The organism is Pelatocladus sp., from assembly GCF_059505505.1.
This window is the reverse complement of sequence record NZ_JCACKS010000222.1, coordinates 12132-26765: the sequence shown is the minus strand read 5'-3', so window position 1 is coordinate 26765 and position 14634 is coordinate 12132. Positions and strand designations below refer to the sequence as shown.

General features: G+C 40.7%; 12 protein-coding genes and 1 pseudogene. 5 read left to right on the top strand and 8 right to left on the bottom strand.

Annotated features, from left to right (window positions below):
* The first annotated feature begins 128 nt into the window (after window positions 1-128).
* On the top strand, window positions 129-848 hold the full coding sequence (locus tag AC5JMK_RS20610) for a class I SAM-dependent methyltransferase (RefSeq protein ID WP_495910920.1): 720 nt from the start codon (window positions 129-131) through the stop codon (window positions 846-848).
* Between the two features lie 530 nt (window positions 849-1378).
* Here AC5JMK_RS20610 and AC5JMK_RS20605 read toward each other — a convergent pair.
* The 3 genes from AC5JMK_RS20605 to AC5JMK_RS20595 form a co-directional block, all read right to left on the bottom strand.
* A complete protein-coding gene (locus AC5JMK_RS20605) occupies window positions 1379-1702 on the bottom strand; it encodes a DUF2103 domain-containing protein (RefSeq protein WP_096677734.1) in 324 nt (107 codons plus the stop codon).
* Window positions 1703-1707: 5 nt separating this feature from the next.
* Entirely contained in the window at window positions 1708-2034 is a 327-nt protein-coding gene (gene clpS / locus AC5JMK_RS20600) for an ATP-dependent Clp protease adapter ClpS (RefSeq protein ID WP_017313269.1), read from the bottom strand.
* Window positions 2035-2144: 110 nt separating this feature from the next.
* Window positions 2145-4178: an FAD-dependent oxidoreductase gene (locus AC5JMK_RS20595; RefSeq protein WP_495910919.1), complete on the bottom strand. Its 2034-nt coding sequence runs from the start codon at window positions 4176-4178 to the stop codon at window positions 2145-2147.
* Between the two features lie 269 nt (window positions 4179-4447).
* Between AC5JMK_RS20595 and AC5JMK_RS20590 the strand changes: the two are divergent.
* Window positions 4448-4657: pseudogene (locus tag AC5JMK_RS20590) on the top strand (IS982 family transposase); the annotation flags it as partial.
* A 10-nt stretch (window positions 4658-4667) separates the two neighbouring features.
* Here AC5JMK_RS20590 and AC5JMK_RS20585 read toward each other — a convergent pair.
* The 5 genes from AC5JMK_RS20585 to AC5JMK_RS20565 form a co-directional block, all read right to left on the bottom strand.
* Window positions 4668-5750, bottom strand: a complete 1083-nt coding sequence (locus tag AC5JMK_RS20585) for an ABC transporter ATP-binding protein (protein ID WP_096677731.1) — start codon at window positions 5748-5750, stop codon at window positions 4668-4670.
* A gap of 188 nt (window positions 5751-5938) precedes the next feature.
* A complete protein-coding gene (locus tag AC5JMK_RS20580; RefSeq protein ID WP_096677730.1) occupies window positions 5939-6823 on the bottom strand; it encodes a carbohydrate ABC transporter permease in 885 nt (294 codons plus the stop codon).
* A gap of 65 nt (window positions 6824-6888) precedes the next feature.
* Entirely contained in the window at window positions 6889-7032 is a 144-nt protein-coding gene (locus AC5JMK_RS20575; RefSeq protein ID WP_495910918.1) for a hypothetical protein, read from the bottom strand.
* A 27-nt stretch (window positions 7033-7059) separates the two neighbouring features.
* On the bottom strand, window positions 7060-8637 hold the full coding sequence (locus tag AC5JMK_RS20570; RefSeq protein ID WP_495910917.1) for an alkaline phosphatase D family protein: 1578 nt from the start codon (window positions 8635-8637) through the stop codon (window positions 7060-7062).
* 72 nt (window positions 8638-8709) lie between these two features.
* Window positions 8710-10149: an alkaline phosphatase PhoX gene (locus tag AC5JMK_RS20565; RefSeq protein WP_495910916.1), complete on the bottom strand. Its 1440-nt coding sequence runs from the start codon at window positions 10147-10149 to the stop codon at window positions 8710-8712.
* Between the two features lie 704 nt (window positions 10150-10853).
* On the opposite strand from AC5JMK_RS20565, the gene AC5JMK_RS20560 reads away from it, so the two are divergent.
* From AC5JMK_RS20560 to AC5JMK_RS20550, 3 genes are read left to right on the top strand one after another with little or no spacing between them, the layout of a single operon-like run.
* A complete protein-coding gene (locus AC5JMK_RS20560; protein WP_096677728.1) occupies window positions 10854-11483 on the top strand; it encodes a hypothetical protein in 630 nt (209 codons plus the stop codon).
* A gap of 45 nt (window positions 11484-11528) precedes the next feature.
* Complete coding sequence (locus AC5JMK_RS20555) at window positions 11529-11900, top strand: hypothetical protein (RefSeq protein WP_096677727.1); 372 nt, start codon at window positions 11529-11531, stop codon at window positions 11898-11900.
* Entirely contained in the window at window positions 11854-14598 is a 2745-nt protein-coding gene (locus AC5JMK_RS20550) for a putative type IV secretion/conjugal transfer ATPase (RefSeq protein WP_495910915.1), read from the top strand. Before AC5JMK_RS20555 ends, AC5JMK_RS20550 begins: the two co-directional genes overlap by 47 nt.
* Window positions 14599-14634: the final 36 nt, after the last annotated feature.

The window sequence follows — 14634 nt, the reverse complement described above, 5'->3', positions numbered from 1 at the left end:
TCGCTACCTTTGTGATGTCCTGAATTTTTAAGCACGCTTGGTGCTTACTACAAACACTCAAAACTAGCTTGACAGAGTGGAATTCATCACCTATGCATTATCACAAAAAATATAATTTTATTGCATTAATGCTGGTTATAACAGTAATTATCCTAGGTTGCTTACTTGACCCAATCAAGCCAACTATTGCAGCTACAAACTCTTCTCCTGTTTACGAACAACGAAAAACTCATAATCGAGATGGTATTGGTAAATACTACATGGGTAGAGAAATAGCTAAAGTCATGGGACATACTGGTGCAGCTTGGCTAGAACGTCCCAGCCGCGAAACAGAAGAAAAGCCAAGTAAAATAGTAGACGCTCTTAGCCTCAAATCTACAGACGTAGTAGCAGATATTGGTGCGGGTACTGGTTACTTGAGTTTTCGCATCGCTCCCAAAGTACCACAAGGAAAAGTCCTAGCTGTAGATATTCAGCCAGAAATGCTAGATATTATTAGCTTTTTCAAGCAAGACCTAAATGTTACCAACGTTGAATCAATATTAGCAACTCTCACCAATCCCAACTTACCAAATGCAAGTATTGATTTAGCCTTGATGGTAGATGCATATCACGAATTTGAATATCCACAAGAAGTGATGCAAGCAATTGTAAAAGCATTAAAACCAGGCGGTAGAGTGGTGTTAGTTGAATACCGGAGTGAAAATCCTTTTATTATGATTAAAGGCTTGCATAAAATGACTCAAAAACAGGTGAAAAAAGAAATGCAAGCAGTTGGTTTAACGTGGTGTGAAACTAAAAACTTATTACCGCAGCAACATTTAATGATATTTGAAAAGCAACGATGAAAACTTTGAATATTGAATTAAGTAAGTGATTGAAAATCAAACCAACTATAACCAATGACAAATAGCAAATGACAAACAACTTAATTTGCATTAAAAACCATTTGCCAAAAATCCTGTTCAAATCTTGCCACTTTAACAAAAGCTTCTTCGGCTTGCTGTTGAATATCAGCAGTAGCAGCTTTTAACACTTCATCAGCTTGTTGTTCTAAAATGTTTACTACTATATCGAAGTTAATTATAATAATTCCTATTTACCTTTAATGAATTCTAGTCAATTCTCTCAATCATTAGTTCTTATGTACTAAATAGATCCGTTTCTTTGGGGTGTGACAGTTGTGGGTGCGGAATGTGGGCTTGAACATTAAGCCTTAAAGTTTGAATGTTGAGGTTTAAATCTCAATACGGTTCAGATAAGCCCAAAATCCCTTGTAGAGACGTTGCACTGCAACGTCTCTACATGCGTAAATGATGACGAAAAATTCTTAACCGAACAATATTGATCCATTGATCCATTGACCAATGACCAATGACTACTTTTGCATTGTGATTGCGATCGCTTCTTCGAGTTCTTGCTGTGGGAGAGTAGTTAAAATAAATACTTCTTGTACAGTTTTACCGTGACGCGCAATTAATTTAAATCCACCGCGAATGGGTACAGATACCCGCAATTGCAACTTTGGGCTGTGACCTTTTACACGTCCAATTTGTCCTGGTGTGATGGTTTGAATTCCATCTAGTTTGCACAGACGTTCGAGGATGGGAATAAGTCCAGGAATATGAGTTGAGTGATTCCAAACTAATCTGCCATCTTTAACAGGTGTTGCTTTACGGGAGTCTGGGGTGGGTTTAGTCATAAATTTTACGCTGCTTCCAGAGGAGCCATTGTTAAACCAGCTCGACGTAATTGCTGATGATAAAGTTCAGCTGGTTCTTGCGGCCCAGTCCAGACAATGGCTTGACCCTCGTAGTGTACTTGATTGGTGAGATCCCAAGCGCGATCGCCAGTCATTCCCGGAATATATTTGACCAAGCACTCAGCAACGTGCTGAAAAGTATTAAAATCATCATTTAAAACAATGACTTTGTAATTTGGATAGGTCTTACGGGTGACTTGAGTGGACCGTTCAGGAGCTATAGTTGGTGTCGCTGCCATCCCGTAAACAGCTGCTGAAAGTCTGGTAATCATAAAATTAATTAACCAACAGGTCTTTACAAAACTACACTACAATTAATAGTTTAGTCCATAGTCACTAGTCATTTGTCCTTTGCTTTAAACAAATGACCAATGACCAATGATTACTTCCAATCTTCCCAATTTTGATTGAAAATTGAGGTATCGGGGAAAGCGGTGGGGTTGCCGTTTTTCTTAAGTAATTGTTGCAATTTTAATAATTGCGGTTCTGGCTTGGGCAAATCATCTACTAATTGGTAGGGTGCAATGTTGTTTTTCAAAGCGAAAGCGACTGTAGTTCCCACCGCAGCGCCAGCAGACCATTCAAAGGAGTGTACGCGGTAGGCTGCTGCTGCAATGTGACTGGTAGCGATACTTTTACCCCCTACTAGTAAATTATCAATTTTTTGCGGAATCATTGCTCGCAGAGCTATTTGGAAAGGGTAAGCTTGGCCTGCACCACGTCTTTCCCCTGGACGTTCTTGATTTCCGGGTGCTTCTGGTGGACTTTTAACCATACAAGGATGGAAGTCGATCGCATAGTGTCCAATACCGACTCCATCAGGGAAAACCGTAGAACGAGTGCGTCGCGCCACGTTTTCTGGACGCTTTTGACCTGAAAGAACTGATAAAGCTTCCAAACCGGCTAGAGTTGCTTGTAAACGACGATATTCAGCAGGTGAAAGCACTTCCCGATAATAGGGGTCATCGTACTTGCGGCGAGAAATATCAACTTCCCAAATACTAAAGCCTTGAGGCGCACCCCAACTAGGACGACCAATAATCCGTCTTCCTTCACGCATATAGGGATATTTTGATAAACCGTGTGCTGTTCCCATTGGGGAATTTAACCCGGAAAGAAAGCGATTGTTTGTCTGTTGTTTCTTGACGCCATTTCCTAATTGGGAATCTGTAGTCCCTGCTGTTAACCAGTAATAATAACCAAGAGCATTTTCCTCACCTTTACGCAAGGTTTCTACCCGCAGTCCACCCATCCAAGCACCTGGTTTGAGCTGTCCGGTAGCTTTGAGTTGATCGCGAGTGTAAATCAGATTGTCTTTGGCGGTTCCAGGACGGTAGTCATTTCCCCAAGTCCAGTTTTGCATGGAGATGTCCCCGGTCGTCGGAGCCGTAAAAGTTATACCACCAAATTTTGTTTCTTCGCCTTTTTTGGAACTCGAAATGCGGCGGTAGGTAAATACTAAAGGAAAGCTTGCCAGTCGTGACAATTCATAACTGTAATAGGGGGAATACTGCATGTAGAATGGAGGCATGGTTTGCGGTTGCGATTGCTTGGTTGCCTCCATTGCAAAGGTGTAAGTAAAGCCTTGAGTGCAGTAGGGATCGTTAGTTGCACTAGAAGATGATGGCTCTAGATACGAACGTGCATCGATACCTAGACGATAGGGAACGTCAGCAAGACCGATTATTTCTCCAGTTTCACTGGCATCTACTATATACCAGTTAGGGATATTGCCTTTTTGTGCTTGTTTAGGAGCAAGGCGAATAATAGTTTTGGTAAAGCGAGAAGAGTTTTGATAGGTGTAGGCGTCTTCGATGCTTTGAGATAAGGTAAAGGTATTAAGTGGGGGAGCATTAGGTGCTGGTTGATGTTGGATGGCGATCGCATTATTAATGATTTTCCCGTCAGCACTAATATTTAATTCCTTAATGACTGTATTTGGGAACCATTGCAACTTACCTTTTCCCTGTTTTGCTGCATCTTTGAGCATGGAACTCAAAATTTGATGTCCATCTTTGGGCATAAAACAGGAATCACTCACCCAGCAATTACCAGGGTTGAGTTTGCCGTATTTACGTTCAATTCGTTTTCGCAGTTCTAAGTAACCACGAGAGTAGTATAACTTTGCGCGTTGGGTTGGTCGTTCGTCAAGTGCCGAAGTTCCTTGAGCCGAAATTTGTCCTCCCAGCCAATCGGTTATTTCTGTCAGACAAACCGTTCTCCCAGCTAGTAAACCTTCGTAAGCAGTCGCAGCACCAGAAAGTCCACCACCGACAACAAGCATGTCACAGTTTACTGTTTTGTCAGGTGTTTTGAGTGGTATGGCAGTTACAGGATAAGGTGCAATCAAACTAGAAATGAGAGTCAGACTAATTAAAGAGGTGTGGTGACAAGATACTGGGTGTTTACGTTTCATGTTAAATTCGATTCCGCTCAACTCCTCGATCACGGCTTGTTAGCCTAGAATCAAAATTCAGGCTCAAAGCAGAAACCCGTTAAAACAGGTTGAATGATGACAAGCCGCGATTTTACTTTCGCTACGTACTTTATCAGTTCTTGATGACAGATACTCACCGTTAGCGTAATAACCCAAGTTGCTAGTTACTTTACGCCAGCGCTTCGCGCTGGCGTGTAGGGCGACTCTTCATAATAAAATCCCCTCCAGAGAGAAATTAGGAGGGTTATATGTTAAATGAAACAATTGCCATATATGCTATCATCGACGACCTATTGAAGGCGATCGCCCACCAAGAAGACTGCCGCATACAGATGAGCGATGCAGAGATTATTACAACGGCAATAATTGCGGCAATGTTTTTTGATGGTAATCATACTAGGGCTTGTAGCTATATGAAAGACCATAAACTCATACCGACCATGTTAGAAAAATCACGATCCCTAATTCTCACTCACCTCTTTTAACCAGCGCGTCTCCCGACTCTACATCAAACCAATGAATATTTTCATTTGGCAATGCTAATGTTATCTCTTCGTCACTTATATTTTGATCTGGGGGTAACAAAGCGCGCACTGTCAGAGATTTTGATTGAGCAGCAACGCTAACACTCACCAAATTGTGCATTCCCAGGTTTTCTACTAAAAATACACGACCTTTAATAATATTTGTATCTCCTTCTTGGGCAATGCGGATGTGTTCTGGACGAATTCCCAAGACTATTTGCGGTGGAACTGTGGGAATATCAGGTAAGGAAATTTTAAACTCACCCAGCATTGCATAACCTTCTTGACAAGGTAGAGTAAGCAAATTCATCTGTGGACTACCGACAAAACCAGCTACAAATAAATTTGCTGGATGGTTATATATGCGTGCAGGTGGATCTAGTTGCTGCACATAGCCGTTATTGAGGACTGCAACTTTAGTTGAAAGCGTCATCGCTTCTGTTTGATCATGGGTGACATAGACTACTGGTACTTTTTGGGCAGCAAATATTTGCTTGATATCAGCACGGACTCGTTCTCTCAAAAGTGCATCTAAGTTACTCAAGGGTTCATCTAATAAATATACCTGAGCGTGACGTACCAATGCTCGACCGACTGCAACTCGTTGTCTTTGTCCTCCAGATAATTGGCCAGGTTTACGCTGCAATAATTCTTCTAAGCCTAGAATTGCTGAGACATCGGCGAGTCGCTGCTTAATTTCAGCACGGGGAACTTTTTTTAGTTTTAGTCCAGAGGCGAGGTTCTCGTACACCGTCATGTGAGGATAAAGGGCATAGCTTTGAAATACCATCGCCATATTGCGATCGCCTGGACGCTTCAGGGTAATATCTTCTCCCCCAAGAATAATGTTACCGCGAGTCACTTCTTCCAATCCCGCGATCATTCTCAAGGTTGTAGACTTACCACAGCCACTAGGCCCCAGCAAAGTGAGAAATTCATTGTCATCTACGATTAAACTGATATCTTTAACTGGAACAACTTTAGGTGAGTAGGTCTTATTTAGATTTTTTAATTCTAGGGTTGCCATGATACTAGGGATTGGGGATTCTCCTTACGGAGACGCTTACGCGTAGACGCGTTAGCGGCTTCTCATAGAGTACGGGGATTGGGGGTCAGGAATTGAGGATCAGGCATGAATCGGTTAACAGTGATCAGTTTAATTTGATAACTGAATCACTGATAACTGAATTAGTTGTCCTCGATCCCCGATCCCCATTAACCTTTGACTGCGCCAGCCGTTAAACCTTGAACAATCTTGCGTTGGAAAAATAAAACTAGTAACACCAAAGGTAATGTACCAACCACGGTAGCAGCAGCAATTGGGCCGTAAGGAATTTCAAATGTTGACGCCCCGCTAAGTTGGGCTGCTGCTACAGGAATGGTTTTCATGTCTTCACGAGTGATGAAGGTCAAGGCAAAAATAAACTCATTCCAAGCAAAAATAAACGTCAGGATTCCAGTTGTTACTAAAGCTGGAATGGTCATAGGTAATAAAATTTGGATGAGCATTTGCCAGGTATTATATCCATCTATTTTGGCAGAATCTTCTAAATCTTTTGGCAATTGTAAGAAAAAGCTACGTAACACCAAAATAGTTAACGGTAAATTAATGGCTGTATAAGGAATAATTAGTGCTAGATAATTATTACCCAAATGCAAACCTTGTACTATTTCTAACAATCCCTGGAATAATAAAATACCAGGAAATAAAGTCACGATTAAAATACTTGCCAAGATCAATTGATTACCACGAGGGCGTAACCGTGCCAAGGCATAGGCAGCAGGCGCACCAATTGCTAAAGCGAAGGCTGTAGAAACAAAAGATACAAATGCACTGTTTAATATGTAACGCCAAAATGGGCGACGACTAAATAAATTAATATAATGATCCAGTGTTAATCGTGTAGGAAAATAAACTGTAGGCACCTGGGAAATATCCTGATTTACCTTAAAAGAGGTAACAAGTTGCCACATAATCGGTGATAAACAGAAAATCATCACTGAAGCGATCGCCACCCAAAGTAAAATGCGTTTTCCTGAATTATTTGCCTTAGCTTTGTTTTGGGGATTGGTAGTAAATTCTTCACGAATAGCAGTCATAAAAGGTCAAGAGTCAGGAGTTAATACTCATCTTATAAAATTTCAGCTAAAGATTTGTGAGATCATCAATATGCTAAAATCCAAAATTGTGCGATCGCCACCAATCCAGAACGTGTATCAAAACAGAAAAACTGAGAAAATCGATAGATTCTCTCAGTGACGAGGTAGAGGCTTTTGAGTGAGGTAGAGTCTAATTCGTCTAAAATCACAATTGTGATTCCGACTCTTCCTTTTGATTAATTCTGGGGTTCGAGTACCTTTTCGTACAAAACCTTACCAGTAATATCGTGAATACGTGCTATTAGTTGACCTTGAGAATTCACCTCTGCCAAGCCAAAGGAATGGAGATTTGGCGGTGGTAAATTTTGGGGAAGTTGAGATGTTTCAGTTTGCGGCGCTCTTACGTATTCATATTTAGGGCCAAAACTAGGATCGAGTTCATTTTGACCAAAAGCGCCTGCGTGAATTGGGCCAACGACAAACTCCCAGAAAGGATTAAAGTCTTTAAAGACAGCCCGTTCCGGTTCATAGGAAATTGCTGCTGCGTAGTGTACATCTGCCGTAATTACAACGACATTCTTGATCCCCTCATTTTTGATAAATTGCAGCAATTGGCTCAATTGGACTTCTCTACCCAAAACTTCTAGTGAACCTTGACCCCAAGCATCGCGATCGCTTGTTCCGCCTGTGACGAGAGAAAAGGGATCATCTGATGAAATGACTTTCCAAGTTGCTTGGGAAGCCTTTAAACTTTTTTTCAACCATGCAAATTGTTCCTGTCCCAGCATCTCAATCCCATTAGGATTGTTGTTTTCAGGATTCGGTCCTCTATAAGAGCGCTCATCCAACAAAAACAGTTCTAGATGCTTACCATATTGATACTTGCGGTAAATCTTCTCACCGCGAATGGGATTATATTCAAACAATGCTTGCTTGGCTCTCTGGGCGAGAACATCAGCAGACAGTCCATTATAAGGTGCTTCTGTTAAAATTTCGCCTGGATACCAGTTGTTGACGGCTTCGTGGTCATCCCATTGGACATAAACAGGAGTTTGTGCCAAAAAACGTCGGAATTTTTCGTCTCCCAGGTTATACTTCCAGTTTTCCCGAAATTCTTCCAAAGAGACTGCTTTAAAATCTTTGGTTGGATTATTCACCCAAGTTCCGCCCCCAACTTCGACAGGGATGTCTTTTTGGGTGGGAATCTCGTTGTCAGCGTAGATAGTGTCGCCAACAAATACAGCAAAATCTGGCTCAAACTTACGCATCACCTCAAAGGCGACGTATCCTCCCTTAATGACATCACCTTCAGCAGTAGTGATCTCTAAGTCGGGGTTACGACCCCAGCCTTGACCAGCTAAATCTGCTAACCAGACAAACCGGACTGGACGGGTTTGAACAGGAGTGGGTGCGGTGTGAAAAATACCTACTCCACCTTTTTGGGTTTTGTTCTGACTATCTTCCCAAAGCACCCGATAGTAATAAGTTTGGTGAGGACGCAACCGTGAAATATCAACTTTGCCAGTGTAGTCTGTGTTCGCACCCACTTCTGGCCCTTTCACAGTCTGTACTAATACTAATCTTCGGAACCGACGCGATGTATATATTTCAACCAAAAGCCGAGCATTGGTTTCAGCATGGTTACGCGCCCAGATGATCACACTAGTGTCAGTTACATCTCCTGATTGAACCGTATCGTCTTGCTCAGTAGCAAATGTTGCCAGAGCTGGTTTCAGCCATTTAGACCCTATAACTAGACTGGCACTGATCGTACTAAGAGCCAAAAACAAACGCCGACTGAGTCGAGTTTTCATTTTTTAACAAGTAGATAAGTATGCGATCGCCCAAACTTTTTCAAGGGAACAGGGAATAGCTGTATAAACTATTTAACCTTTACGTAACCAAGGTCCCCAAATGCAATACGTGATACCAGGACTTTGCATGTTGACAAACAACGTCTGACCATCAGGAGAAAAACATGCTCCAGCAAACTCGCTTTCGTTGTAGGCATTACGCGCAAACTGGTAAAGTTCTCCCTTAGTATCAACACCAACAACAAATTGTTCACCACCGCCATCTTCGCAGAGGAAGAGATCTCCAAAGGGAGCTACAGTAATATTGTCAGGCTCATCAAGTAGTTCACCACTCGGTTCAGCCTCAACAAGTAATGTAATTGTTTCTGCCGCAGGATCATAAGCCCAAACCTGACCATTACCTACCGTACTATCCACAGCAGGTGGGCCACCTTGAGTTGCAGTGAAATAAATTAAACCCTTAGCATACCAGGCACCTTCACCCCGGTAGAAAATTGCCGCGCCTTTAGACTGGGCTTCGTAGCGGACTCCTAATCCCTGTGCTTTGTTCTCGACATCAGGATCAGGATTATCAATGGGAACCCACTCTACTTTGAGTGGTACACCAACGGAAACTAAACCGATAGAACCACCATTATTGGGATTATTTGTGGTGTTGAGGGTGGGCTTATCTACAACTTTTAAAGCATAAAGCTTACCACCTTGGGCTAATTGTCCAGGTGCATTTACTTTACCTACACTTGGAACAAAACGGTAAAAGCAGCTATCTCCACGATCTTCTGTTTCGTAAATGTAACCAGTTTTTGGATCTACAGCTACAGCTTCATGACTAAAACGTCCCATGGCTTTGAGAGGTATGGGATCTGCCAAACCGATCTCCACATTAGCAGGAACTTCAAAGTTGTAACCATGACGCACAACACCCACATCACCCCTGTTGAAGGTTTCTTCGCAACTGATCCAGGTTCCCCAAGGTGTTGGGCCTCCAGCACAGTTACGAATTGTGCCAGCTAAAGAAGCATAATCTCTAATCAATCGACGCGCTGGCCCAACTACAAGAGTAGTAGTACCACCTGCATTAATTTGGTCATACTTCTTCTGTGGTGGTGCAATGACTCCACTAGTATTACCAAATTCATTCTCATTCGCGTCTAATTCATGGTTCCGAATCAGGATAGTGGTACCTCTAGGGCCAACAAAAGTTGCCATGCCATCATGATCACCTGGAACGGGATTACCATCACTCATAGTCTGACCGACAATTGAGATCGCGGTGTAATTAAAGCCTGGTGGAAGTTCCAACAGAGGAATACGACTAAGATCACCAATGACAGTACTAGTTAGTTCTGTGTAGTTCACAGGTAACTTGGGTTTAAGCGCGCCATAACCAATACCTCTTCTGGTTTGACCACGGGCAACTCTAGCATAGAAAGCTTCTAGCGGAGAAACCACTGTTACACTAGCAGCAGTTACACCAGCCAGAGATATAAACTTACGTCGTGAGAAAGACACTTGCTCTTAATCCTTGCAATTTCACTCTTTTGAGGTGAAATCTATCAAGTGGCGGTTAAATTCAAGTGAAGCGCTCGTTAAATAAGCAATTATTTTTACATTTCGAGAATTTACATGATTTTAATAAATGTTAATCAGCGACAATACAAAGAAGACCATAGGTTATTTAATCCACAATCCTAAGTGGTTAGGCAAAATTAAAGCTACAAGTGGAGGTTAGGGAACTCTTAACGAGGAACAGCAGAAAGAATAAGCTGATGTGCATTTAAACTAGGATTTTTGAGAGCTATACTGCTTACTGTGTCGAGATTGCTCGCTCGATTTAAATGCTGAACAGCTTATGTAATTAATTTTGTTTGTGTACTTAACACCTGATTTTTGCATACTCAGACATGCTATACAGCAAAAAGGAAAGGAAAAACTATCCTTTGCTCAACTCCTGCACAAAGTCTGTTAAACTTCCCAAATGCTAAGTTCAGGTGATTAATTACTAAATTAGAAAAATATTTTGTGGAACCATAATAGTTCTGAGTCTATTTTCAAAAATTCATTAAATAAATTGTGTTTATTCAGCCAATATTAAAATAAAATGTATAATACTTTACTTTGAATTTGAGAAAATTTTAATTTAAATGTTGATTTATGTTAAATTGTGATATCGAAGACAAGAACTTAGTTGTAATGCACAAAAAGGAAATTTACGAATGTCTAGGCAAATTTCTCATCAGAGAAAGTTTTTGAGACTTTTTGATAAAAAGGCAGCAGTTATACCCTATAAACTGATTAGTATTTTGGAATTATGGCGGATTAAATTATTAGAATCTGTTCCATTTATAATTGCTTGCGCTGTATTTTTAAGTGTTATAAGTCTCAAAAGTCCTATTCTACTTTTTTGTTTAGTTTTTGGTAGTTTCGTCGCAGTTATCATTCATAAAATTGGACACGAGGTAAATCTACCAAAGCGATACATTATCTTGCTGCAAATATTAGGGGTCGCTTTAATTTTCAGTTTGTTCTGGTTAGACTATTTCGCAGAACCAGCACAAGCACAATTTTTTAAAAAAGCAGAAGATTTCTTTAAAAATACTCTCACACAAGGTGCAGATACAGGCAACAATACTCAAGCAGCAGTTAGTTTAGTATTTAATGTGCTACGCGCTCTTTACTTGCTATATATAGCTGTTTCTTTGATTGGTGTGATTAATGCAGTTCGTAAAGATGAAGACTGGCAAAGTGTTGCTAGAACTCCTTTATTAGTTGTTGTAGCAGTTACTATCGCTGATGTCCTTACTGCCTTTGTCATTGGTGACTCCAATAGTAATAATCAACAATAATTAATTCATCTCAAATTAAGATGAAAAATCGCTGAGAAATTCGTCATGTCTCAAGAACCAGATAAAGAATTTCGACCAGTAAATCAAATTTTAGGCGCTCAACCTTCACTCGGTCCCATTCCTGCTGATCAAGTTCTACCTTGGACGGTAATAGCCTTAGTATCCTACTTCATCATTAATGGAATTTTTGGTGGTTTCTTCAAAGATGAGTTTCAAAAATGGTTGTGGACATTGCTAATTATTGGGTGGGGAATGGCGACTTGGTGGATCTTAACTGGTGGTAGGAGTTGGCGTTTCTTAAGTAAATTTATTGGTGTTCCCACTTGGACTAGAGGCTTTGCTCGTTATCAAAGCTTATTGGAAATTAACCATGAAGCAAAAAATCGGAAAACAAAGCATCGGCGTCGGCACAAGTGAAGCACGATTCACGCCCTTTGAAGACGCTTTACATCTAGCAACAATGCTACGTGTCTCACTTGAAGGACGCGATATCGGTGCTTATATTTTGGCGAAAGGAAACCAAAAAGATCGGTTTTGTTTTGTTTTTGGTTTTGACTGTCAAGGAATTCATACGACGTTAAGATCAGAACAGATCAATACTATTCTCAATAATATTGAAGCTGGGTTAAAAGATATTCCCGAAGGTGAGAAAATGACCTTGCATTTAGGGTCTTTTGGCTCAGATAAACAGCGACAACAAGAGTTAGCATCTTTAGTCAAAAAAACTCCATCACCAGATATTAAATATTTATTGCTTTCCGAAAGAGCAAGGATTCAAGAACTCACGCGTTCTGGAATTCGCAAGCCAAAGTTTTTGCGAATTTACGTTACTTATACGATTGAGCCAGATTCTACAAATACAGATGACTGGATAGAAAAATTATTAGCTAAAGGCGAAACTTGGTGGTTGAAATTTAAAGGTGATTTAGCAGAAGTAGAAAATCAACGCCTGGAAACAATTATTACTAACGCCTATAAAAATGGTTTTTGTCGTTGGGAACAAATATTATCTAATAAAATGGGGTTAGATATTAAACCTCTAAATACAGAAGAATTATGGGGAGAAGCTTGGAGAAGATTTAATGACACTCAACCAATAGAAATTCCGCAATTATTAACTTTAGATGAAAACGGATTACATGAACAAGCTTATTCAGATTTAGCTAGTACCAAATTACTGATTGAGAATATCCACAGTACAACTTTGCTAATTGAGTCTGATGTTCCTTCTGCCGATCGCCGTTGGGTTCACGTTAATAATAAATATATTGGCGTCATGACTTTTATTGAAAAACCCGGTGGTTGGCCAAGTAAAACTGCTCAGTTACGTTATCTTTGGGAACTGCTAGCTAGAGAAAATGTCATAGACACAGAGATTTTTTGTCAGTTAAGTGCAGCGAATCCAGCTATAGTCAAAACTACACTGCAACGAGTACTCAAGCAGTCAAATATGACGGCTTTGTTAGCACAGGAAAAAAGTAGAACTATTGATGTTAGCGCCCAATTAAAGTTAAGAAAATCAGTAGCAGCCCAAGAACAATTGTATGAGGGAGCAGTACCTATTTACGCAGGTATAGCTATATTGGTGCATCGTCCGAGTGTAGAGAGATTAGATGAAGCGACAAGATATATCGAAAACTGTTTTCAGCGTCCAGCACGGGTAATTAGAGAAACAGAATACTCTTGGAAAATCTGGTTGCAAACTCTACCGATAGTCTGGGAAAGTTTATTGGCAAGACCTTTTAACCGACGTCAGTTATATTTAACAAGTGAAGTACCAGGATTAATGCCTTTAGTATTAACTAAAGCAGGCGATCGCCAAGGTTTTGAATTAATCGCCGAGGAAGGTGGAACACCAGTCCATCTGGATTTATTCAACCAACATAAAAATTTAGCACTTTTTGCCACCACCCGTGCTGGGAAATCAGTATTAGTGTCAGGAATTTTAACTCAAGCATTAGCCTATAAAATTCCTGTAGTCGCATTAGATTTTCCCAAACCTGATGGTACGTCTACATTCACCGACTATACACATTTTATGGAGAGGAATGGAGCGTATTTTGATATTTCCAAACAATCAAATAACTTATTTGAACAGCCGGATCTACGCTTGTTGAATCCAGAACAACAGCGCGATCGCATGTTAGATTATATCGCCTTCCTCGAATCAGCCTTGATGACAATGGTTTTGGGATCATCAACCGAAAGTCAGCTATTATCGCAAACAGTGCGATCGCTTTTAAACTTAGCTTTAGGAGCCTTCTTTACTGATGAAGGTATTAAAGAACGATATCAAGAAGCGATCGCTGGTGGATTTGGGAGTTTAGCTTGGCAAAAAACCCCAACATTAAGGGATTTTCTGTATTTTTGTTCTCCAGAACATTTACAACTAGAATCGATCGCAGGTAGAGTTGAAGACGCCTTAAATCAAATTCAGTTGCGCTTGCGATTTTGGCTCTCTAGTCGGGTAGGAAAAGCTATTTCCGCACCTTCTAGTTTTCCCACCGACGCACAACTTTTGGTTTTTGCTTTGCGAAATCTCGCAGACAATGAAGACGCAGCAGTCCTATCTTTAAGCGCTTATTCCGCAGCATTGCGCCGCGCTTTAAGTAGTCCTGCTTCTATATTCTTTATTGATGAAGCACCAATTCTGTTTGAATTCGACCAAATTTCTGACTTAGTAGGAAGAATTTGTGCCAACGGTGCCAAAGCTGGAATTAGAGTCATACTATCAGCCCAAGACCCCGATACCATTGCCAAATCTAAAGCATCATCAAAAATCTTACAAAACTTAACTACACGATTAGTTGGACGAATTCAGCCAGTAGCCGTTGATAGTTTCACCAGTATACTCAAATATCCCCGTGAAGTCATTGCCCGCAATGCAACTGAAAGCTTTTTCCCTCGCAAAGAAGGAGTTTATAGCCAATGGTTATTAGATGATAACGGAATTTATACATTCTGTCGCTACTATCCAGGTTACGAACAATTAGCAGTAGTAGCTAACAATCCCCAAGAACAATCCGCACGTCAAAAAGCGATGCAAACACACGAAGATAAATATCAAGCAGTTTCTGTATTTGCACGTCAACTAGTAGCATCACTACGCGGTTAAATAGCTTGTTTGTAGTAAAGGCTTTAGCCTGAAAAA